Origin of the sequence: Bacillus sp. FSL M8-0350 (genome assembly GCF_038593345.1) — a bacterium.
Taxonomy (GTDB): Bacteria; Bacillota; Bacilli; order Bacillales; family Bacillaceae; genus Bacillus; species Bacillus safensis.
Map to the genome: position 1 here is coordinate 717,039 of NZ_CP151985.1, position 22,864 is coordinate 739,902.

At 42.4% G+C, this 22,864-nt stretch carries 22 protein-coding genes; 12 read left to right on the forward strand and 10 right to left on the reverse strand.

The window, feature by feature from the left end; genetic code table 11:
- The 3 genes from NSS80_RS03610 to NSS80_RS03620 are packed head-to-tail and all read left to right on the forward strand — an operon-like array spanning position 1 to position 3,029.
- Positions 1–912, forward strand: a complete 912-nt coding sequence (locus NSS80_RS03610) for a putative nucleotide-diphospho-sugar transferase (RefSeq protein WP_024426658.1) — start codon at positions 1–3, stop codon at positions 910–912.
- Positions 909–2,099 (forward strand): glycosyltransferase family 2 protein, encoded by a 1,191-nt coding sequence (locus tag NSS80_RS03615; protein WP_041116131.1) that lies wholly within the window; start codon positions 909–911, stop codon positions 2,097–2,099. Before NSS80_RS03610 ends, NSS80_RS03615 begins: the two co-directional genes overlap by 4 nt.
- Positions 2,100–3,029: a putative nucleotide-diphospho-sugar transferase gene (locus tag NSS80_RS03620; protein WP_065215104.1), complete on the forward strand. Its 930-nt coding sequence runs from the start codon at positions 2,100–2,102 to the stop codon at positions 3,027–3,029.
- Between the two features lie 31 nt (positions 3,030–3,060).
- Here the strand turns inward: NSS80_RS03620 and NSS80_RS03625 are convergent, their stop codons facing one another.
- Positions 3,061–4,299, reverse strand: coding sequence for an MFS transporter (locus tag NSS80_RS03625; RefSeq protein WP_326135390.1), 1,239 nt, complete (start codon positions 4,297–4,299; stop codon positions 3,061–3,063).
- Positions 4,300–4,446: 147 nt separating this feature from the next.
- Positions 4,447–6,486 (reverse strand): penicillin-binding transpeptidase domain-containing protein, encoded by a 2,040-nt coding sequence (locus NSS80_RS03630; RefSeq protein ID WP_342498419.1) that lies wholly within the window; start codon positions 6,484–6,486, stop codon positions 4,447–4,449.
- A 238-nt stretch (positions 6,487–6,724) separates the two neighbouring features.
- On the opposite strand from NSS80_RS03630, the gene NSS80_RS03635 reads away from it, so the two are divergent.
- Positions 6,725–8,170 carry a DASS family sodium-coupled anion symporter gene (locus NSS80_RS03635; RefSeq protein WP_342498420.1) on the forward strand — a complete coding sequence of 482 codons (1,446 nt, stop codon included), beginning with the start codon at positions 6,725–6,727 and terminating at the stop codon, positions 8,168–8,170.
- A gap of 5 nt (positions 8,171–8,175) precedes the next feature.
- Here NSS80_RS03635 and NSS80_RS03640 read toward each other — a convergent pair whose 3' ends face one another.
- Positions 8,176–8,523, reverse strand: coding sequence for a hypothetical protein (locus NSS80_RS03640; protein ID WP_046314051.1), 348 nt, complete (start codon positions 8,521–8,523; stop codon positions 8,176–8,178).
- A gap of 92 nt (positions 8,524–8,615) precedes the next feature.
- On the opposite strand from NSS80_RS03640, the gene NSS80_RS03645 reads away from it, so the two are divergent.
- Positions 8,616–8,843 (forward strand): hypothetical protein, encoded by a 228-nt coding sequence (locus tag NSS80_RS03645; protein WP_039177063.1) that lies wholly within the window; start codon positions 8,616–8,618, stop codon positions 8,841–8,843.
- Here NSS80_RS03645 and NSS80_RS03650 read toward each other — a convergent pair.
- On the reverse strand, positions 8,824–9,303 hold the full coding sequence (locus NSS80_RS03650) for an Hsp20/alpha crystallin family protein (protein ID WP_024424582.1): 480 nt from the start codon (positions 9,301–9,303) through the stop codon (positions 8,824–8,826). The two genes, NSS80_RS03645 and NSS80_RS03650, sit on opposite strands and share 20 nt — an antisense overlap.
- A 65-nt stretch (positions 9,304–9,368) precedes the next feature.
- On the opposite strand from NSS80_RS03650, the gene NSS80_RS03655 reads away from it, so the two are divergent.
- Together NSS80_RS03655 and NSS80_RS03660 are read left to right on the forward strand one after the other, a co-directional pair.
- Complete coding sequence (locus NSS80_RS03655; RefSeq protein ID WP_003213975.1) at positions 9,369–9,626, forward strand: hypothetical protein; 258 nt, start codon at positions 9,369–9,371, stop codon at positions 9,624–9,626.
- 6 nt (positions 9,627–9,632) lie between these two features.
- Positions 9,633–9,866, forward strand: coding sequence for a hypothetical protein (locus tag NSS80_RS03660; protein ID WP_008344178.1), 234 nt, complete (start codon positions 9,633–9,635; stop codon positions 9,864–9,866).
- Between the two features lie 36 nt (positions 9,867–9,902).
- Here the strand turns inward: NSS80_RS03660 and NSS80_RS03665 are convergent, their stop codons facing one another.
- Together NSS80_RS03665 and NSS80_RS03670 are read right to left on the reverse strand one after the other, a co-directional pair.
- Positions 9,903–11,294, reverse strand: a complete 1,392-nt coding sequence (locus NSS80_RS03665) for an amino acid permease (RefSeq protein ID WP_025092665.1) — start codon at positions 11,292–11,294, stop codon at positions 9,903–9,905.
- 180 nt (positions 11,295–11,474) lie between these two features.
- On the reverse strand, positions 11,475–12,548 hold the full coding sequence (locus tag NSS80_RS03670) for a glycosyltransferase family 2 protein (protein ID WP_024426649.1): 1,074 nt from the start codon (positions 12,546–12,548) through the stop codon (positions 11,475–11,477).
- A gap of 132 nt (positions 12,549–12,680) precedes the next feature.
- Here NSS80_RS03670 and NSS80_RS03675 point away from each other — a divergent pair, with 132 nt between their 5' ends.
- Positions 12,681–14,564: an ABC-F family ATP-binding cassette domain-containing protein gene (locus tag NSS80_RS03675; RefSeq protein WP_070326792.1), complete on the forward strand. Its 1,884-nt coding sequence runs from the start codon at positions 12,681–12,683 to the stop codon at positions 14,562–14,564.
- Positions 14,565–14,595: 31 nt separating this feature from the next.
- Here the strand turns inward: NSS80_RS03675 and folE2 are convergent, their stop codons facing one another.
- The gene (folE2, locus tag NSS80_RS03680; RefSeq protein ID WP_317222139.1) at positions 14,596–15,492 is read right to left on the reverse strand and encodes a GTP cyclohydrolase FolE2; all 897 of its coding nucleotides are present in this window, start codon (positions 15,490–15,492) and stop codon (positions 14,596–14,598) included.
- A 143-nt stretch (positions 15,493–15,635) separates the two neighbouring features.
- Between folE2 and NSS80_RS03685 the strand changes: the two genes are divergently transcribed.
- Together NSS80_RS03685 and NSS80_RS03690 are read left to right on the forward strand one after the other, a co-directional pair.
- Positions 15,636–16,061, forward strand: a complete 426-nt coding sequence (locus tag NSS80_RS03685; protein WP_024424586.1) for a MerR family transcriptional regulator — start codon at positions 15,636–15,638, stop codon at positions 16,059–16,061.
- A gap of 56 nt (positions 16,062–16,117) precedes the next feature.
- Complete coding sequence (locus NSS80_RS03690) at positions 16,118–17,308, forward strand: MFS transporter (RefSeq protein ID WP_317222138.1); 1,191 nt, start codon at positions 16,118–16,120, stop codon at positions 17,306–17,308.
- Positions 17,309–17,536: 228 nt separating this feature from the next.
- On the opposite strand, the gene NSS80_RS03695 is transcribed toward NSS80_RS03690, so the two are convergent.
- Positions 17,537–19,090 carry an ABC-F family ATP-binding cassette domain-containing protein gene (locus NSS80_RS03695; RefSeq protein WP_024426645.1) on the reverse strand — a complete coding sequence of 518 codons (1,554 nt, stop codon included), beginning with the start codon at positions 19,088–19,090 and terminating at the stop codon, positions 17,537–17,539.
- A 152-nt stretch (positions 19,091–19,242) separates the two neighbouring features.
- Between NSS80_RS03695 and NSS80_RS03700 the strand changes: the two genes are divergently transcribed.
- Entirely contained in the window at positions 19,243–20,385 is a 1,143-nt protein-coding gene (locus tag NSS80_RS03700) for a DEAD/DEAH box helicase (protein WP_024426644.1), read from the forward strand.
- Positions 20,386–20,420: 35 nt separating this feature from the next.
- Here NSS80_RS03700 and NSS80_RS03705 read toward each other — a convergent pair whose 3' ends face one another.
- Both NSS80_RS03705 and NSS80_RS03710 read right to left on the reverse strand, forming a co-directional pair.
- Complete coding sequence (locus NSS80_RS03705; protein WP_034282733.1) at positions 20,421–21,425, reverse strand: NADP-dependent oxidoreductase; 1,005 nt, start codon at positions 21,423–21,425, stop codon at positions 20,421–20,423.
- A gap of 120 nt (positions 21,426–21,545) precedes the next feature.
- A complete protein-coding gene (locus tag NSS80_RS03710) occupies positions 21,546–21,923 on the reverse strand; it encodes a YfmB family protein (protein WP_024426642.1) in 378 nt (125 codons plus the stop codon).
- Positions 21,924–22,144: 221 nt separating this feature from the next.
- On the opposite strand from NSS80_RS03710, the gene NSS80_RS03715 reads away from it, so the two are divergent.
- Positions 22,145–22,492, forward strand: a complete 348-nt coding sequence (locus NSS80_RS03715) for a general stress protein (RefSeq protein WP_024424592.1) — start codon at positions 22,145–22,147, stop codon at positions 22,490–22,492.
- Positions 22,493–22,864 lie beyond the last annotated feature (372 nt).

The window sequence follows — 22,864 nt, forward strand, 5'->3', positions numbered from 1 at the left end:
ATGAACAGCATATATTGTACGGTTCTTTCAAGTGGAAGACTTTATCAAGCCATTGCGTTTTTCTTATCGTTGAAGCAAGTAGAAGATGATGCTGTCATCAAGACGTTATGTATGGATGATGCTGCATTTGATTTGCTTCATCAAATGAATTTTCCGCATGTGGATCTTGTTCATGTACGGGAGCTCGAAACACCAGAGCTGCTGGAGAAAAAAGAGGAACGGGATGCATCGGAATATTGCTGGACCTTAAAGCCGATTTGGATTGAGTGGTTATTTGAACAGGAGCAGGCAGAGAGTGTGACCTATCTTGATGCGGATTTGTTCTTTTATGAGAGCCCTCAGGTGATTTTTCAACATCAGCCGAATGCTTCTGTTTTAATTTCGAGAGGGGATATTGTCATTCCAAGCTTTGATGCAGAGGAAGTGAAGATGCTTCAGAAGCTTTTAGGACGCTATAACTCAGGCTTTCTGCATTTTAAAGGAGATGAAGCCGGACGAAAATGCCTCAGCTGGTGGAAAGAAGAATGCTTAAAAGAATGTAAAAATGCACCGGGAGAAGGCAAGTTTGGCGATCAAGGATATCTAGATCATATGCCGAGACTGTTTGACAAAGTAGAAGATATTGAGACAAAAGGCGTGAATATTGGTCATTGGAACTATGGGCAGCATTCTTATCGGGAGGAGAATGGACGTATTCTTCTGGAGGATGGGCACCCGCTCATTTGCTATCATTACAGCGGCTTTCGGATTGTGAGCAAGGATGAGATGCAGCAAATTCATGAAAAAGGACGAAATGACCTGCCGTTTTTTCAAGAAGCCTATCGGCAAGTGCTTCGCCACGTGATTGAATCTGTGGAGCAGGTCGATCCGCTGTTTAACGGCTATGCCAAACGGGAGGAGGATGACGCATGAATGAAAAGCCAAAGGTAAGCGTCATTATTCCAAGCTATAATGCCAAAGAGCGTTTAGAGGGAAGCCTTTTTTCTTTAACGCTTCAGGAAACAGATATTCCATTTGAAGTCATTGTTGCTGATAATGGCTCAACGGATGGCACGATGGAAATGCTTGAGAATATTGAGGTGAACTTCCCGTTTAAAAAAGTGCGCATTCCTGTCAATCAAGGGATTGCAAAGGGACGTAATCATGCCATTCGCGAGGCGGAGGGGGATCTGCTCATTTTTCATGACAGTGATATGCTGGCAGAACCGAGATTTATTCAAAAACATGCAGAGGCTCATGCTGACAGGGAGAATCTTGTCATTTGCGGTGTGTGCTGGAAGCGGATTTATCGCTATTTTTACACAGCTTTTGATAAGGATCATATGAAGCGGTTGAAAAAGCAAGGACTGTATAAACGGAAAATGGAGGACAAAACGCCTCTTTTATCATTGGAAGAAGTCGAAAATGGTGCATTTCTAGAGAAAAGCTTCGATTTGCAGTCTGAGTTTATTGATATTCTGAAAGATATTTTGGAAACGTACCACTATGATTTAGGTTCTTATGAGCTGCCATGGCGCTTTTTTATTACAAATAACTCCTCTGTTAAACGTAAGCATGTCATGGCACTAGGGATGTTTGATGAAAATATCGTTCGGTACGGATTTGAGGACTATGATTTAGGAATTCGACTGAATCAGCTTGGTCTCTCCTTTGAATTGCGAGAGGATATTATGAGTGTGCATCAAGAGCATCCAAGTAATTTAACGTCATTTGATGACATCAAATACAACATTTTGTATATGTGTGAGAAGTATAACAATATTGATTCCATTGATGTCCATTTGGCTTTCTCTGGTCCGTTTTCTCACACTGTGACAAATGATATTGTGAAAGAAGTTCGGCAGCTGCGTGAGAATCCAGCATTTGATGACCTGTTATCCTATTTTTTAGAGCTGCTTCATTTGATCACAGAGCGGAATGTAGGCATCAAGCGGGATAAAAAAGATATGCTGACAGCCAAGCATGTTCCTTTGAAAAAGCTGGCAGAAGCGGCGCAGCTTGCACGTGAGGAGTATGGCTGCATGGTGCTTGTAGAAGCCATTCAAGGGCTGACGAAAGAGCTGTTGCGCGTTGATTTGTTCCAAGTGGATGTGTTGTAAATGGCGTCTTATCACTTTACAACCATTGTGTCGAATACCCATGTTTTTAAGCTTTTGGCGCTGATTCATTCGCTTGAACAAAACGCTCATGCCTTTAAGCTGTCCGTTTTATGTGCAGACCCTTTGGCTTTTAATGTATTAAAGGAGTTCCCTCACCCGCATGTTCAATATGAACAGCTTGAGGACATTGAAGATGATACGCTGCGAAAGGCAAAAGAAGATCGAACGTTTCATGAGTATTGCTGGACGTTAAAGCCTGCTTTTCTGCTCAAAATTCTTGAGTCCTCAGATGCGGATTATCTTGCCCATCTGGATACGGATTTGTATTTTTATCATGATCCGGAGGCGATTTTTGCAGAGAATCCAAGCGCTCATTTATTTTTGACGGATCATATGAATTCCAAGCGGTTCTATCATTTTTATGAGTTGTCTGGCCGCTTTAATACAGGGTTTGTAGGCTGTCGTAACACAGATGTTGCCATACAGGCAGTCACGCAATGGAAAGAAAATTGTCTTGCCCATTGTACAGTAGAAATGGATACAGAAAAAAAGACGTACGGAGATCAGCGGTATGTGGAAAGATGGGTTGATGATTTTGAAGGGGTTCATATCGTTGCATCTAAAGGAGCCAATGCGGCGATTTGGAACATTGAAAACTACAAGCTTTCAGTTGTAAAAGGAGATATGTATCTCGACGAATGTCCACTCTTGTTCTATCATTTTTCTGCCTTTACGATCATTGACGAGAATACCTTTAACCTTAATTGGTATTACTATATGAAAGAACAGAAGCTTGTGGATCATTTGTATATTCCGTATGCCGACTTGGTTCATCAAAAGATTAAGCAGGTGCAAAAGGTATTTCCAGAATTTAAGCAAGGATTTATTGCGAAGAAGCATGTGCCTGACACGCATTTTTATGAGAGATGAAAAACCGCTCATTGATTGAGCGGTTTTCTTTTTATGATTCATTCCATTTAGAAATGGTTTGGTCGCTAGGAAGTAGGAAGGCTAGGATGCCTAATATCGGTAAAAAGGCAACACCGATCATGGTAGGCGTTAAGCCGAAGGCATCAATGAATGAGCCGAGGGCAACCGATCCGATTGCACCCATACCAAACGCAAGCCCAACAGTTAAACCAGACATTGTGCCAATTTTCCCGGGAAATAGTTCTTGGGCATAAACCACGGTAACAGAGAAGCTTGATGTCAAAATGAGCCCAATCAGCCCGAGTAAAACATAAGCAAAAACGGGTCCGGCAAATGGCAGCAGCAGGGCAAGCGGGAAGGATGCCAATAAGGAAACTAAAATCACGTTTTTCTTGCCAAAGCGGTCTGCAAGCGGACCGCCTAAAAATGTCCCAATTGCACCTAGAATGAGAAATAAGAAGATATAAGTCTGTGATTCTTTAATCGTCAAACCGTATTGTTCAATCGCATAAAATGCATAGAAATTCGAAATGGCATTTCCATACCAAGAGCGGGCGAAGATGAGAAAGACGATAATGCCAAGTGCAATGAGTGCTGATTTACGATGAATATCAGATCTAGCCGCTTTTGCAGGTGTTTTTTTTGCTTGGGCCCGAATGGTTTGAAGTCTACCTGCGTACCATCTTGAAATATAAAGAAGGAAACCAACCGCAATCATTCCAACAATTGTAAACCAAGCCACGCCTGTCTGACCGAGCGGGACGAGCATTAATGCAGCGATAAGCGGAGCAAAGGCTTGACCTGTATTCCCGCCTACTTGATAGATGGACTGGGCAAGACCTCGTCTTGGACCAGCTGCCATGTTGGCAACACGGGAGCCCTCTGGATGGAAGATCGCAGAGCCGAGTCCGATAAAGACAACGCAAAGCAGAATGGTGGCAAAGGACGGAGCAAACGCGAGTCCGAATATACCGACAGCACTTGAAAATAAAGCAATCGGAAGTGCATAAGGCATCGGCCGTTTATCTGTGTACCACCCAATAGCAGGCTGCATCACGGAGGAGACCATATTTAATGTAAAGGCAATCAGCCCTAATTGTGTAAAGGTCAGCCCCATTGAGCGTTCCAAAATAGGGAACATCGCAGGAATAACAGCTTGCAATGTGTCGTTCAGCATATGACAAATACCAATAATCAATAAGATGGGATAAACCGTTGAGCCGGTAACAGAATGTTGAGGTTTATCCTTTGTACGAGCAGCAATGGCCAATGAGACTTCCTCCCTTCATTTATCTGTTTTCTGATTTTTGCATTCTTCTCATTTTATTCATAAGGTGAACTATAAAACAATAGCAAATTGTCATGATTTAGAAAAAAAGAGACACAAGCATTTGATTGAGCTTGTGTCTCTAAAGAGTTATTTGTAAAAAGAAGCAATCACAGGCTTCATTTTTTGAACGACAAGCCCACTGCCGCCGCGGTTTTTTACCCCTTCGATCATGCCGACGAGGACGTAATCTTCTTTTTTAGGATTAAACGCAAGTAAAAATCCATTTTCGGTGCCGTCTGTTGCACCTTGTTTGCTTTTTAACTCTGCCGTTCCCGTTTTAGCGGCAATATCCGCTCCTTCGATTTGTAAGGAGTGGGCTGTTCCGTTTGGACTGGTCACGACCTTAGTCAATGCATCTTTCACTGTGTCTGCCGAGCCTTCTTTGATGATTTGTTTTGGTGAAGCTGTTTTTTCATCTTGAATCACTCGAGGATAGACAAGCTTGCCTCCTGTAGCAAATGGAGAATAGGCATGTACTTGTTCAATCGGTGACATGAGTAATTCGCCTTGCCCATACGCCGAGTCAGCCAGTAAGATATCCGATTGAATGCCATCGTTCGATACTTGTGCAGGCTTCATTGTAAATGGCATGTGTAAGTCTTCGCCGAATCCAAATGTTTTCACTTTTTTCTCGTAGGTGGCTTTGCCTATTTCGAGTGCTTCCTGTCCAAAATAAATATTGTCTGAGTACACAAGGGCATCGACCATATTTACTTTTTCTTTATCGTGAACCCGGGTGATGCGATAATTTCCCCAAGATTGATCCTTTTGCCATTTCAGTCCGTGAATGGTGCGCACTTTGTCAGGCTTTGTGACACCTGTTTCCAGCCCAATGGCGGCTGTAATGGTTTTGAATGTGGACCCTGGTGCATACCGGCTCGCATATCGAGCTTGGAATGGAAGGTCTGGATTTTCACTGTATGCCTGATATTGCTTAGGTGTAATCCCGTTTGTCATGAGATTGACATCGTAGGAAGGGGTGCTGACAAGTGCTAATAGATCACCTGATGATGGATTCATGATCGTGACGGCCCCTTTTTCACCTTTCAGCTGATCATAGGCTTTTTTCTGTAAAGAAGCATCAATCGTCAGCTTCACTGTTTTTCCATCTTTTCGAGCTGATTTTTGCAATGTTTCTTCAATGCCTGTTTCATCATGGACGATGAGAATGCTTCCGCCATCTTGTCCGCGTAAGTTTTTGTCAAATGTGAATTCAAGGCCGGTTTTGCCGATGATTTGATCCGCCTTTAATGCTGGATTCCTTTTGATATCATCCGCATTTGCTTTTCCTACATATCCGGTGAGATGAGCGGCGGCTTTGTTATATGGATAGTAGCGCATTTCCTTTGATTGATAGGTAACGCCATTGACGTCCTTTGGAATTGGCTTTTGTTTTAACATCGATTTGAGCGGGACAAACGTGTCGTCTGTGACCCATGCTTGTTTCAGCTGATTGTTGATGAGTTCTTCCTCTATATCAAAAGCTTTGCTGATTTTTTTGATATTGCGTTCTTTTTCTTCTCCTGTTCCGAGCTTGCCCGGGATGATGCCAAGTGCGTTTCCACCAGTTGTTTCTGCCAGCGTACGTCCTTTTCGGTCGACAATGTTTCCGCGGACAGCAGGGTCTGATTTGACCTTGATGGTATCTCCTTTCTCCATTTGCGGGAAGATGAGATTTGGTTTCCAGTCCACTTTCCACTTGTCGCCCTCTTCAGAGAGAATGCCCTTGTAAGACAGCTTATGCAGCTTGCCAAGAGACGTTTTCATCGTTACATCATAGGAGAATTGATACCCATCTCCTTTGTCCTGTTTTTCAACGTTGAGTTTTGATATGTTCAGATCATAAGCACCAATGCCGTTGAAAATATTGTCGTATTTTTCGGCTAGTTGTTTTTTTGAAAAGTCATTGGCTTTCAAAGATGCACTTGTCACCTCATCTGCCAGCTTCGTAAAGTCTTTCTTCTCCATATGTTTCGTAAAGCTTTGAGCGGCTTTTAAAGCCTCTTTTTCTTTTGAGAAAAGAGTATCTTTTAAGAAAAAGAAAGCAGCAGCAACTACGATGATGCTAAGAAGAGGGATGATGACTTTTTTCTGTTTCCAAAATGATTTTTTTTGACCCGTATACAATGAAAACACCTCAATTTTTGATTAGATCCTCTATATTTTACAGTGATTGGTCGTGATTTGTATAGTTTCTCATAGAAACCTTGCTCGTTGGATGAGACAAACGAACCGTGATTTTGCCATTTGGGGTGCCGAATTTCCCTGTGTTAAACATGCCTTTCTACCTGTTCATCGCAAAAAGGAAATCACTTTAGATCATCGAAGGAACATAAGGACGAAATCGCTTGAAAGCGATGACAAAATGGAGGGATGTTTCATCGCATATCAAAAAGTCAATATCATAGGATTATTGCTTGGACCGTGTTTATTTGTCATCCTCATGCTGTTCATCCCAGAGACTGAACTGGCCTATGCGCCTAAGGTGGTACTTGCCGTTACAGCTTGGACAGCTGCTTGGTGGGTGACAGAAGCTTTGCCAATTCCAGCAACATCTCTTTTGCCGATTATTTTGCTGCCAACACTTGGAGGGCTGCCGATGGATGCAGCGGCAAAATCTTATGGTGATCCGATTGTCTTTATGTATATGGGCGGTTTTATGATTGCGATTGCGATTGAGAAGTGGCATTTGCATCGACGAATGGCGCTGCATATCCTCAGCTTCATTGGTACAAGAAGTGATCGTATCGTCCTTGGTATCATGGTATCTACGGCTTTTTTATCATTATGGATCTCAAATGCAGCGACTGCTTTAATGATGCTTCCTGTGGCACTGGCGATCATTAAAGAGGTGAAAGCGAATCAGATGTTGACAGGCCTCTCGCTTGAAAAGTTTAGTAAGAGCATACTGCTGTCCGTTGCGTATTCTGCTTCCATTGGCGGTTTGGCCACACTCGTTGGCACAGTACCAAATGCAGTGTTTGCCGCAATGTCCAAAAAGTTATTGGATCGTGAAGTTATGTTTTTTGAATGGTTTTTATTTGGCTTTCCTGTCACGGTCGTCATGCTGTTTCTTTTATATGTGTATTTAACAAAGATTCAGTTTCGAGTGGAGCATCGGAGTGATATGACAGCACATTTCATTCAAAAGGATTTGAAGGATTTGGGGAGGATTAAACAAGAGGAGAAGTGGGTTCTTACGGTTTTTCTCATGACAGCGTGTTTATGGATTTTTAAATCCCTTTTGTTTGGAAATCTCTATGTATCTGATACATCCATTGCGATTTTTGGTGCGATGCTGCTTTTTCTCATTCCATCAACTACTGGTGAGAGAATCCTAGAATGGCCTGATATGAAACAGCTTCCTTGGGGATTGCTGCTTTTATTCGGGGGCGGTTTGTCGCTTGCTACTGGATTTGCAGAAACCGATTTGACGGGCTGGATGGGGGAAAAGCTTCAACTGTTAAACGGTCTTTCTTATTTCATGATCGTTGTCATTTTAACAGCGGCTGTTCTTTTTATGACTGAATTTATGTCTAATACAGCTGTTGCCAATATGGTGATTCCAATCACTGTGGGGCTTGGTCTCGCAATTGGCATAGAGCCGTATGGTTTAATGGCCGCGGCTGCTTTGGCTTCCTCTTGTGCGTTTATGCTGCCGATTTCCACACCGCCAAACGCCGCTGTCTTTAGTGCGGACGTGCTGAAAATATCTGATATGGTCAGGGCAGGCTTTTGGTTAAACATCATCAGTATTGTTGCGATTGTTCTAGCAGTCTATTTCTGGCTGCCGGTAGTGCTGAAAAGCTGAGCGCCTTAAGAAGATGAAGGCTTTGATCGAATCGAGACAACCGGTGTTTTTGTTTCTTTTGGCTTCGGTGTTTGTGTGGATTTTTTGATGCATGTGTCCTTTGGCGTGTAATAGGTTGCCCCAATATTGAGCCTGCCTTGAAGCTGGTCAATAGAAAGCTCCCCAAATTCTAAATGGTAGTCAATTTTGTCCACTCGCAGGGATTCGATATGGATGTGTGTATCCTCTGAGACAGGAGCAGCTGGTGCAGACATTTTTTGCTCAAGAGCGGCGAGTCTTTTTTCTAGCTCAATGACAGATGGGGATGGATTGGATTCAATTTTTTTAAAGAGTGATTGAATGAAATGTTTCAAGTAGACCACAACCTTTTCTTCCGCCTTACTCTAGTCTATGGAAAAGCTGCCCCGTATATACTTATAGAGATGACAAGAAAGGGGAGAAGCATATGCTGCCTACTCAGATTCACATTGCCCATATGAAAACGAATTCGATTGGCACAGGATCATCTATGACATTTGGCTCGACGTTTGTTCGCAATCATTGCAGTACGATCAAACGAAACAATGGCTTTGGGGAACAGAATGCTGATGGCGTGATCACGATCCTGCCAATTGAAACAATTGATGATCGTGATCAAATAGACGCAGTGAGTATCAATATTCGTCATCTATGATGATAGCCGTCGCTTTTCCTTCATCCTTTTGCAGGCGGATGTAAAGAACACCGTCTTTAAAGGCAGCATTCATTTGACCAAGAATCATTTCTGGAAGGCGGATTTTCTTTTCAAACGGACCATACTTCCCTTGCTTTTGGCGAAAGTCCTGTTCATTAAAAAAGGAAAAACGCTGTCCTTTCACAACCAAATATTCACCATATGATAACACCTGAACATCTTCCTTTCGGTAGCCAGGCAAGTAAATTAAGTATTGAATTTCTGCATGGGTTTCCACCATGTCGATTGGAGGAAACGACGCATCTGAACCCCGCTGATCCTGCTGTGTGAATGTAAATGGAGATGGACCGTTTGCCATAAAGGGGGATCTTTGCTCATCATCGAAGATCATTTTCCAAAAATCATCTCCATGCATTTGCTGGGCAATATCCATCCACTGCTTCATTTTTTCGAAGTCCATGTGAAGACCTCCCGTTAACATACTTGATGGGTGCTTGCATATACCTATAAAAAGGAGGTTTATCTGTGGTTCAACCAACTCCGTATATCAATATTAATATTTTCATGTTAAAAATTAATTCCTTTGAAAATGCGTCGGCGGTGAATGTCGGACAAAATTTGTTAGCAGAGTGGCAAAACTCAGATAAAAAAAATCAGGGTTACGGACAGAATTTTGGAGATGCCAGCGGTTTTGTCGGTACAAAAAGCCATGTAGATGATCGAGATCAAGTGGACTCACCTGCCTCTTTTTCGCCAGCAGCTAAACCCATTCAAAGGAAGTGACGTGTGATGTTATTCTCACCCTCAGTCGTCAATGTCGGTGCTTTTAAAATCAATGCAATGGATCGGGGTGCATCACTGACGCTAGGACCTTATCAGCAGATTGATTATTTTCTCTCAATGAAATTGAATCAAGGTTTTGGTGAGGACAATGGAGATTGTTCACCGCTTGTCATTCCGATTTCAAGCGTGTTAGATCCAGATATGGTGGACTCAAATTCAGTCAAAAACAGCGTGATTTAAGCAAAAAAAGAGACCGGGAATCCCCGTGTCTCTTTTCTAATGTGTTTCATTAAGATGGCTTTTTCGTCTTGCATAGGTGAAATAGACAACAACACCGATGACGATCCAGATGAGGAAGGCTCTCCATGTTTCCCATTTCAGTGTGAAAGCCAAGATCATACAAATGACCGCACTAATTATAGGAAGGACAGGGACAAAGGGTACTTTAAAAGCTGTATTCATATTCGGATGTTTTTTCCGGAGTACGATCACAGCGATAGAGATCACCGTAAAGGCCGCAAGTGTACCGATGCTGACTAAATTAGCAAGTGTTGATAAGTTGACGAATCCAACGATACATGACGCAACAGCGCCTGTCAGCCAAGTGTTGGCAACCGGTGTCTTAGATTTTGGATGAACGTTTGAAAAGATTTTCGGCATGAGTCCATCTCGGCTCATGGCAAAGGTTAAACGAACCTGAGCGTAGACAAGTGCTATTAACACTGTCGTAATCCCGATAATAGCACCTGCGGATATAATGCCAGCGACACTATTCAGGCCAACCACTTGAAGAGCAAATGCGACAGGATCACTGACATTCAGTTTCGTATAGTGAACCATGCCAGTTAAGACGAATGAAACCCCGATATATAAAATCGTACAAACACCGAGCGCACCGATGATTCCAATTGGCATCGCCTTTTGCGGGTTTTTAACTTCTTCGGATGCATTAGCGATTGCATCAAATCCAAGGTAAGCAAAAAAGACAGTTGCCGCTCCAGCAATCACGCCATGGAAGCCCATTGGCATAAACGGTGTCCAGTTTTCAGGTTTAACGTAAGCAAAGCCTGAAATGATAAAGAGAAGGACGATGGCAATTTTGATCAGCACAATAATGTTATTCAGCTTTGTGCTTTCTTTGACTCCTCTTGAGACGATAAAGGTGATGAGCAAAATAATGAGTGCGCCTGGAAGGTTAAAGACGGCCCCGTCAGCGGCTCCAGGTGCAGCTGATAAAGCCTTCGGTATGTGCAGGCCAAATCCGCTGAGCAGTGATTGAAAATAGGACGACCATCCACTTGCTACAGCAGAGAGCGCAATGACATATTCAAGCATGAGATCCCAGCCCATTAAAAAGGCGAGAAATTCTCCAAGTGTTGCGTAGGAATACGTATAAACGCTTCCTGACACAGGAATGGATGAGGAGAATTCAGCGTAGCAAAAAGCAGCAAGGGCGCATGCAATCGCAGCCAAAATAAAAGATATAATAATCGCAGGTCCCGCATCATTTGCCGCAGCAACCCCCGTAATGACAAAGATTCCAGTCCCGACCACACAGCCAATGCCAAGCAAGATTAAATCAAACGTATTCAACGAACGGCTGAGCCGCTTTGTTTGACTTTCAAGCATGAGCTGGTCGAGAGATTTTTTTCTAAATAAAGAACTCATGTTGACCTCCTAATGGATAAATCTTTTCGTAAGACGAATGTTAGTATATGCGCAAATGACAATTTAGTCAATTGGTTGAAAAACGCTTTAAATCACTAAAGTGTTAAACGTCACAACCGAATAAGTGTATAAAAAGAGACATCCGCCGTGAGATCGAAGGCGGATGTGGTGTCAGACGATCTATGTCTGATCAGCAAATATTTTTTCATTGTACAGCACACTTGGATGAGTCGGATGATGGGCGGAGGAGGCATGGTGATGTATTTTGGCTTGCTCCAGGTCACCGAGCTGATAATAACAGTAGCAAAGCTGAAGGTGAGGATACCACGTTTTATATTGTGTAAGTGTGAAGGCTGTTTCGTTTTCAGGAGCCTTCAGCGCCTGCTCATACCAAAAGATGGCTGCCTGATGTTTATTTTGTATTTTTAAATGATCCCCGATCCGGCAGCAAAATTCTGGCCGGGGCTGATCATATAAGAAGGATCGTAATAAGGAGGATAAGGCCGCTTCCTCAAAGCCTGCCGCATAATAGCAGTCCGCTAAATATTGGCATGTGCGAATTTCATCCTCAATCCAGCACTGTTTTGTGTTTAAAAATTCATGATAAAAACGAATCGCTCTGACATGCTGCCCATTGTCTCTTAATTCATTGGCAAAATAAAAGAGATCACGGGGCGTCATGTCCTCTCCTTTTGCCAGCATGTCTTCATAAATTCGCAAGTTGCGCCCAGGCTCACCAGCAGTTGTTTTCTTGCGTTTTTGATGTGTGACGGCGATATCTGCTGGAAAGATGTTTCCATACACTTGAAGAAACTCATGAACGGCCCCGTACCACTGAAAGTTTAAGGAACGCTTCACAAGGCGATTTCTTCTATATTTGAAATTGACTTGACCGCTTTCATCGAAGCCCACATGATAAAACATCGAAACGGCATCCACTGAGGGATCAAGTGTCTGCTTGAGTTGAAGCAGTTTTTGGCGGTCTTCTTCAAGCAGAACATCGTCAGCATCGAGCCATAAAATATACTCTTTCGCTGCATGTGAGAAAGCAAAGTTACGTGCTTTTGCAAAATGCTGCACCCATTCAAAATCCAGCACCTTTGCTGAAAAGGAATGAGCGATCTCTTTTGTTTGATCTGTTGATCCCGTATCAACGATGATTATCTCATCGACAATGTCTTGAACAGAAGAAAGGCATTCCGCCAGCACTTCCTCTTCATTTTTCACAATCATACATAAGCTAATGGTTATCATCTTTAGATCACCTCTTCATAGTGTATCGAGCATCAAAAGGAAACATTCTTTTCAGCAGCGGGTTTTTTAAAACTAGTTTTCTGCTACTGGCTGATTTAAAATAAAGGAAGAATCTATGTAAGGGCTGATAAAATGAGTTTATTGAATGTTGAAGGATTATATAAAACCTATGGCGAGAAAACGCTGTTTGATCATATTTCGTTTCATATAGAACCGAAGGAACGCATCGGATTGATTGGACCAAATGGTACAGGGAAGTCAACACTTCTAAAGGTCATCGCGGGACTTGAATCGTTTGAGGAAGGTGACATCACGAAAGCAGGGACACTTGATATCGAATTTCTTGAGCAAGATCCTGAAATGACCGGAAATGAAACGATTCTTGACTACATTTTTTCTGGAACGGCACCAATGATTCAAACGATGAAGGCGTATGAACAGGCACTCGCCGATTTAGAGCATGACCCGCAAAATGAGGCAAAACAAGAGGCGCTGATGCGCATGCAAAATCGAATGGATCAGGAAGATGCTTGGGATGCGAACCTTTCAGCTAAAACGATTTTGACAAAGCTTGGCGTGAAAGATGTGAGCCGCTCTGTACATGCATTGTCAGGCGGACAGAAAAAACGTGTCGCCATTGCTAAAAATTTAATTCAGCCTGCAGGTTTGCTGATTTTAGATGAGCCAACCAACCACCTTGATAATGCCACCATTGAATGGCTTGAAGGATACTTAAGCCAATATAGCGGTGCTGTCATTCTCGTGACGCACGATCGTTATTTCTTAAACCGGGTGGTCAATCGGATTTATGAGTTAAATCAAGGGCAGCTTTATACGTATAAAGGAAATTATGAAGTCTTTTTAGAAAAAAGAGCGGAGCGGGAAGCAGAGGCTCAGGTGAAAGAAACGAAGCGTCAAAACTTGCTTAGACGAGAGCTTGCATGGCTGAGACGAGGAGCAAAAGCAAGAACGACAAAGCAGAAAGCACGTATCGGCAGAGTCGAAGAGCTGAAAGATCAAAAAGGACCTGATGCGAAGGGAGAGCTTGATTTTGCCATCGGCTCGCACCGCTTGGGGAAACAAGTGATAGAGGCAGAAGACTTATCAATTTCATTTGCTGGCCAGACCCTTGTGGAGCGGTTTACAGATTTAGTCGTGCCGGGTGATCGTATCGGATTCATCGGACCGAATGGAGTCGGCAAAACCACTCTGCTGAACTGTCTAGCGGGTAAGATTGAATCGACCTCAGGACAATTGACCATTGGACAAACCGTTCGTATTGGCTATTACACGCAGGATCACAAGGAAATGAATGCTGAGCTGACCATCATTGAGTATATCAAGGAAACAGCTGAAATCGTCAAGACGTCTGATGGCGTTATTGTCACAGCAGAGCAGATGCTAGAGAGGTTCCTTTTTCCAAGATCGATGCAGCGGACGTATATTCGTAAGCTGTCAGGGGGAGAACGCCGCAGATTGTATTTATTGAAGGTCTTAATGGAAGAGCCGAATGTTCTCTTTTTAGATGAGCCGACGAACGACCTTGATACAGAGACCCTCAGTATTTTAGAAGATTATTTAGAGCAGTTCCCTGGAGTCGTCATCACCGTGTCCCATGATCGTTATTTCTTAGACCGAGTGGTTCACCGTCTGCTTGTCTTTGAAGGAAATGGGCGCATTTCACACTTCCAAGGTGCTTACAGCGATTATATGGAACAGGAAAAAGAGCAGAAGCGGACAGAGACAAAGCCTGCTGAGAAACAAGTAGAAGCCGCACCTAAAAAGAGAAAAAAACTTTCTTATAAAGATCAGCTTGAATGGGACGGGATTGAAGACCGGATACAGGCATTAGAGGAAAAACATCAGCAGCTCGAAACCAGCATTGTAGAAGCAGGAAGTGATTTTGGAAAAATTCAAGAGCTGATGGACGAACAAAAAGCCGTTGCGGAAGAACTAGAACAAGCAATGGACCGCTGGACAGAACTGTCGCTTATGATTGAGGAATTAAATGAATAAAGAAGTGGAAATAAAAAACCTGTAGAGCAATCTACAGGTTTTTTTCATAGGAGCATTTGGCATACGCATCATGCTGGTGGATGGATTCCTCATTTATGCACTCGATTTGAAAGGATTTAATCCATGGCTGCTCATATAATTCGATGGCAATTAATCTTGTGATATCTTCTACAAAGCGCGGATTTTCATAAGCCTCTTCCGTCACTTTCTTTTCATCAGGTCTTTTGAGCACGGGATAAAGCGGTGCGCTTGCATTGGACTCAATGATATGTAAAAGAGCGGCCTTGATGTCGTCAGGATGCGATGCTTGTTCAAACAATCCTACTAGAATGGAAACAGATCCGCGCTGATTATGTGCACCATATTCACTGATTTCCTTGGAACAAGGACATAATGTCGTGACCTGTGCATTACAGCCGACGTGACAGGTCCATCCGTCCTTTTCATGAAAATGGACGTCATATTTGATAGTCGCATGTATCAAGCCTGACTGACCGGTGACTGGGCTCTGTTTTTCCATGTACCATGGAAAGGAAACTTGAACGGAAGCAGAGGGTTGACTCATTTTCCGGGCGATCGCTGCCGTCAATTCTTTTAGGGCATTCACATCAAGCGGCTTGCTGCTCTCATAAAACGAGTGCAGCTGTTCAGTGAGACGGCTCATATGAATGCCTTTTTGATGGGCTGGCAGGGAAGTACTCAGTGAAAATTCAGCAGTAGTTGTCTGGTGCTGTGGTGCTGTTTTAGATACGATATGCACCGGATAGGACATGCGGCAGATCCCGACTTGTTCAAGATGAAAATAAAAGTCCTGCTCTGTTTTTTGAATGTCCGTCATGTCCTCTTTTTGCCAAGGCTTTGTGCCAAGACTTGGCGGTACAGATCCGAATAGCTGGTGCCGCTCTTCTTTAGATGGAAATGAACGCATATATTACCTCCTATAAATCGTAATTATTACTATTTATTCTGCGATAAAACATAAAGGAAATCAAGGGTTAAAAATTTGACGTTTACGTTAAGGTTATAAAGGTGTATAATAAAACATGAATTGATGAGCAGGAGGCACTGGTGATGGAATGGATGAAAATTGATCAAGTGGCGAAAAGAAGCGGACTAACAAAACGGACGATTCGTTTCTATGAAGAGATTGGTTTATTATCAGCACCAAAGCGGACAGAGGGCGGAGTCAGACTTTACTCAGAGGACGACATGGAAGAGCTAGAGAAAGTGATGCAGGCAAAAGAGGTACTCGGCTTTTCTTTACAGGAGCTTCAATCGTTTATGGAAATCGGAAAGCAGCTAGAGCTGAATAAAGAAGGCTACTTGCTGTCGCTTGATCCAAAGGAACGATTAGAGAAGCTGTTAGATATTGAGGCGCAGCTGACTGTGCAGCATCAATTGATTTCAAAAAAGCTTGAAACTATTCAATCCTTTAAAAAGGATCTTGAAGCGATGAAAGAAAGAGCGGCTCATGCAATTGAGCAATTACAAAAATAAACACCTCTGCGTGTTTATTTTATTTTGTCAACATTTGAAGGAAAGGTTCTGATGGAATGAAGGAAGAAGAAGTGTTGAAACAGCGTACAAGTCTGCTTAGGCAGCCAAAAGCCGTTTGGGCTGTTGCCTTTGCGTGTGTGATTTCGTTTATGGGAATAGGACTCGTGGACCCGATTCTGCCAGCCATTGCATCGCAATTACATGCATCTCCAAGTCAGGTGTCTCTTTTATTTACAAGCTACTTACTTGTGACCGGCTTTGTGATGTTTTTCACCGGCTTTATTTCTAGCCGGATTGGTGCGAAATGGACATTATTAGTAGGACTCATTTTTATTATTGTTTTTTCTGCTTTAGGAGGTACTTCTTCAACGATTAATGAATTGATTGGCTTTAGAGGCGGATGGGGCATTGGGAATGCTTTATTTATTTCAACTGCACTCTCTGTCATTGTCGGTGTATCTGTTGGAGGAAGTGCAAAGGCCATTATTTTATACGAGGCAGCATTAGGTCTTGGGATATCGGTTGGACCGCTGCTTGGCGGTGAGCTTGGAACAATTTCTTGGCGCGGGCCTTTCTTTGGCGTTGCCGTATTAATGCTTATTGCACTTTTAGCGATTACCTTTATGCTACCACCTATGCAAAAGCCTAAGAAAAAAGTGAAACTATTTGAGGCTGTCGGAGCATTAAAATATAAAGGACTTTTAACGATGGCATCTGCCGCTTTCTTATACAATTTTGGTTTCTTTGTGCTTTTAGCGTATTCGCCATTTGTGCTCCATCTTGATGAGCATGGACTCGGTTATGTCTTTTTTGGATGGGGGCTATTTTTAGCTGTGACCTCCGTCTTCTCAGCACCGGTTATTCATCGCAAACTTGGGACATTGACTTCACTTGTGGTTCTGTTTGCTTCGTTTGCTGTAATTTTATTCGGCATTGGGATATGGACGTCTCATGTTGTGGTCGTGATCTGCGGAATTGTCATTGCTGGGGGAATTCTCGGTATGATCAATACAGTGCTCACAACAGCTGTGATGGGGTCAGCACCGGTTGAACGTTCAATTGCTTCATCCTCTTACAGTGCTGTACGGTTTATTGGGGGCGCGATTGCTCCTTGGATTGCCGGAGTTCTCGCTGAATCGTATACAGCAAGTACACCTTACTATGTCGGGGCTGGTGTTGTTCTTCTAGGCATGATTATTCTGCTCCTTGGACGTAAGCATTTGGTGAATATCCAAGCAGGTCATTAATTAGAAAAAAGTTCAGCGTGTAGACAAACCCTCGCATTCGGTGTCAGTTCCTGTGCGCCGATGCTCACGAATGTCAAATTCGCTCCGCAAAGGTAGCCGTCCTTCCTAGACTGCAAAGGTTTTCTATCACGCTGAAAGAAGACAAAGGGCTAAAATAAAGATCATTTTAGCCCTTTGTCACAATCATCTAAGCCTTATATCTTTTGAAGATATAAGGCTTTTTTGTCGTTATAATACTTTTGTCGTCCAAGATTCGCAATTCCAAGTTTCGGTTGCCACATCTTGATAAAATTCAGGTTCGTGAGAAATCAATAAGACGCTGCCTTTATATTCTTTTAATGCGCGTTTTAGTTCTTCTTTTGCATCGACATCTAAGTGGTTTGTCGGCTCATCGAGAACAAGTAAGTTGGTTTCTTCGTTGATCAGCTTGCAAAGACGGACCTTTGCTTTTTCTCCTCCGCTTAATACAGACACACGGCTTTCAATATGTTTTGTCGTTAATCCGCATTTTGCAAGAGCGGCTCTGACTTCATATTGCGTGTAAGAAGGGAAGGTGCTCCATACTTCTTCAATACAAGTATTGCTGTTTTGCTCTTTTACTTCTTGCTCAAAGTAGCCAATATGCAAGAATTCTCCACGTTCCACCTCACCAGAAATAGGTGTGATTTCCCCAAGAAGACTTCGGAGCAGCGTCGTTTTTCCGATACCGTTAGCACCGTACAGCGCAATTTTTTGCCCGCGTTCCATTTTCAAATTCAATGGGCGGGAGAGCGGTTCATCATAACCGATGACCAAATCTTTCGTTTCAAAAATCAGTTTCCCAGAAGTACGTGCCGGTTTAAAGTGGAATTCTGGTTTTGGCTTTTCTGCTGCCAGTTCAATCATATCCATCTTATCCAGTTTCTTTTGACGGGACATCGCCATATTTCTTGTGCTGACACGTGCTTTGTTTCTTGCGACAAAATCCTTTAGTTCAGCCACTTCCTGCTGCTGTCTTTTATAGGCTGCTTCGAGCTGCTGCTTTTTGACTTCGTACACTTGTTTAAATTGGTCGTAATCACCAACATAGCGCGTGAGCTCTTGATTTTCAACATGATAAATCAAGTTAATAACACTGTTTAAAAACGGAATATCATGTGAAATGAGGATAAACGCATTTTCATATTCCTGTAAATAACGCTTCAGCCACTCAATATGCTGCTCATCCAAATAGTTGGTCGGCTCATCGAGAAGGAGAATTTCTGGCTTCTCTAACAGCAATTTCGCTAGCAGGACCTTCGTACGCTGACCGCCGCTGAGCTCCGTCACATCACGGTCCAGTCCAAGATCCGTTAAGCCAAGACCTCTTGCAATCTCCTCGACCTTAGAATCAATGATATAGAAATCATTGTTTGTCAGTGCGTCCTGAATGACGCCAACTTCCTCTAACAGCTTTTCCAGCTCATCAGGATCGGCTTCACCCATTTTGCCATAAATGTCATTCATCGCGGCTTCCATGGAGAATAAATAATGGAATGCATCCTGAAGGACTTCACGGATCGTTCTGCCCTTTTCTAGCACGGTATGCTGATCAAGGTAGCCGACACGGACATTTTTCGCCCATTCGACTTTTCCTGCATCTGGCTCCAGCTTGCCAGTAATAATATTCATAAACGTTGACTTTCCTTCACCGTTGGCGCCGATTAAGCCGACATGCTCGCCTTTTAATAAACGGAAGGACACTTCGTGGAAAATGGCTCTGTCGCCAAAGCCATGACTTAAATCTTTAACAGATAATATCATTTTTTACACCTCAAATAGATTCAAAACGGCTAGTGCCTCTCATGATTATATCGAACTGTCCGGCTCGATAAAAGCATCAAAAGAAAAATTGCGTTTCAAAGCTGATTTTGAGATACTAAAGGATAGATTGAATGAGGATAAAGGAGATCGACATGACGGAAAATTGGGCATTTTTGAAAGAAGCAAAGCCATTTATTCAGGAAAACTTTCAAGCGGCTGGCTTCGAAAAACCAACAGCTATACAAGAAAAAACAGCAGAGTGGATTACGGAGAAGCGTGATGTGATCGCAGAATCGCCAACTGGAACGGGGAAGACACTTGCGTATGTTCTGCCGCTTTTAAATAAAATTGATGTCAATATTAAGCATCCGCAAGTCTTAATCTTGGCACCTTCAAGAGAGCTTGTGATGCAAATCTTTGATGTCGTGCAAGAGTTCAAACAAGGATCAGACATCAAAGCGGTTTCCTTGATTGGTGGAGCGAACATCAAGAAGCAGCAAGAAAAACTAAAGAAACATCCGAACATCGTTGTGGCGACACCTGGCCGAGTACAAGAATTAATCAAAATCAAGAAACTGAAAATGCATGAAGTCAAAACGATTGTATTAGACGAAGCAGATCAGCTTCTTGTGCCAGAGCATATGAAAACGATCCAAGGAATCATTAAGTCCACATTAAAAGAAAGACAAATCCTTTGTTTTTCTGCAACATTGAAAGAAGAAACCGTTCAGCTGATCAAAGAAATGACATCTGAACCAGAAGTATTGAAAATTGCTAGAAGCGAGGAAGAAGCGCAGAAAGTGGGTCACTATTATCTGTTATGTGATCAGCGTGACAAAGTGAAACTGCTGCAAAAGCTATCACGGCTTGAGGACATGCAGGCGCTCGTTTTTGTACGTGACATTACGAACTTAAGCATTTATGCAGAGAAATTAGCGTACCATCATGTCGACCTTGGTGTCCTTCATAGTGAAGCAAAAAAAGCTGAACGTGCTGTGATCTTGAAATCATTTGAACAGCGTGAATTCCCGCTCCTCCTTGCAACAGATATTGCAGCAAGAGGAATCGATATTGATGATCTGCCATATGTGATTCATGCAGATATGCCAAATGAAGAGGGCTACATCCACCGTTCAGGCAGAACCGGACGAGCAGGAAAAGAAGGCGCAGTCATCAGCCTTGTCACACCTCAAGAGCAATCAATGCTGAAAAAAATGGCGAAAAAGCTGAATCTTTCGCTTGAAGAAATTGTGTATAAGCAAGGCCAGCTGCACCTTGCGCCCAAGCAGGCATAAGAAAAGGACCCTTCCACATGGAGGGTCCTTTTTTGTTATGAAATTTTGACAAGCTGTTTTCCGACATTTTCTCCTTTGAATAGTCCAAGGAATGCGTCAGGAATGTTGTCAAAGCCTTCTATGATTGTTTCTTTATATGTGAGTTTGTCTTCTTTTACCCATTGTGCGAGATCCTTCGCTGCCTCTTCAAAACGGTCTGAATAGTTGGCAACGATGAAGCCTTGCATCAATGCGCTTGTTTTGATGAGTTTTGTTTGCACACGCGGTCCGATGTCCTCGCTTGCGCTAATATTATAAGAAGAAATGGCGCCGCACACTGGAATGCGTGCAAAACGGTTTAAATGATTCATCACCGCATCTGAAATCTCGCCGCCTACATTGTCAAAATACACATCAACGCCGTTAGGGCAGGCTTTTGCAATGGCATCATCTAAATCATTTGTTGTTTTATAATTAATCGTTTCATCAAAGCCCAATTCTTTTAAATAAGCGAGTTTATCGTCAGATCCGGCAATTCCCACGACGTGTGCGCCTTTGATTTTAGCGATTTGTCCCACAACAGAACCAACGGCACCTGCTGCTCCAGAAATGACAACCGTCTCGCCTTCTTTTGGCTGGCCAATCGCAAGCAGGCCGAAGTAAGCGGTTTGCCCTGGCATGCCCAAAATCCCTAAATAATAGGACAATGGCGCAATGGACGGATCAATTTTAGTCAGAGATTCAGCTTTGGCAGTGGAGTATTCTTGCCATCCAAGGAATCCAAGGACAAAATCACCCTTTTCAAATTGAGGCGATTTCGACTCAACGACTTCTCCGACGACACCGCCCTGAATCACTTCATTTAGCTTGAACGGAGGTGTATAGGATTTTGTATCCTGCATTCGTCCTCTCATATAAGGATCTACAGAAACATATTTCGTTTGAATCAAGACCTCTCCATCTTGCGGCACAGGTATATCTACTGTTTCAAAATGAAAAACATCTTTTGTAGGTAATCCTTTTGGACGTTTAGCTAATTGAATTTGCTTTTGTTGACTCATGTCAAATCCTCCCTTTCACTTACAGCCTAGATTTACATTAACATGATGCTTCTTTTCGTTCAAAACATACGGTCTTTTCAAAACACACACAAAAAAGCAGCCGCCATCTCATCTAAGGGACTACTTTTTCTGAAAAGATACAGAGAGGAGCGGCGGGAGACAGCCAAACAGCTGATACACATCCGCATCACGTTCTTTTAACAAATATTCGTTTGCATTTTGCATGGAGGCTTTCATCATATCGCGCGTCACAAAAGGAAAAAGGATATTCAAGTATGAGGACAACATGTCTTGTGGATCTTGTTCAATTGACTCGATATCTCCAATGTTAATAATGATGGAAAAGAGATAATCAATGGAGATGTGAAAGTGCTGTTCGGCAAACAATGTAAGCGGCTTTGTATTTGCTTCTTCAGGATTCCACTTTTGAAAAAGCTGTTTCACCAAATCACTGACAACCCAAGCATTAAACTGCTGCTCCGCTGAAAAGTAATACATCAGCTCTCCCTCATTTCTAGCCTCCAGTATAAGAATTGTACAACAAATCAACAGGATTGAACATAATAATTCAGAAAATTTAGTCATTTTTACAGGCTTTTTGTCAAAAATAAGTCGATAGACATGGTACGTCGATCAAGCAATTTGGATGTGCTCGTGGAAGGTTTAATGTCAAAAGTGACGGGTAAAAGATTCGTAAGACGTTAAAGGAGGAATATAAAATGAAACCTGTTGTAAGAGAGTATTCAAATGATGAAACACTTCAAAAAGATGTAGAGCAATTAAAGGCACTCGGTGTTGCAAGAGAGGACATTTATGTTCTGTCCCATGACGATGACCGAACAGAGCGTATTGCAAGTAATGCAGATGCCAATACGATTGGCTCAAGAGAAGTTGGACTCAAACATGCGGTTGGGAACATCTTTAGTAAAAAGGGCGATGAGCTCCGCAATAAAATTCATGAAATTGGTTTCTCAAAAGAAGAAGCTGAGACATTTGAAGAACATTTAGACGAAGGGAAAGTCCTTCTCTTTGTCACAGATCATGAAAAAGTGAAAAACTGGGCGTAAACGCCAACCGAAAAAGCCTCTTACTTTTGTAAGGGGCTTTTTTTCATGCTTCTATGTCTGAAAGAGAGACATATATCTTTTTTACGATAATAAGTAAATACAGAAGTATGGAATAAATAGTAAACTCTCTAATTGAAAATGCCGTTATACCAATGAAAATCAAGAAGAATCAGAAAAAATAGTCGAAATATCACAAAAAACCATTCGGGAAATAATTATTGCATCTTTCTATTTTGATTTAAAATTAAATAAAAAACTTGTGTAATTTAGTAGATAAATTTCTTAGTTCTATTGGTTTAAGTTGTATTTTTGTGTAGAAATAAGTGTTTTAAGGTCAAAAAACCACGAAAACTACCTTTATTTTCAATTAGA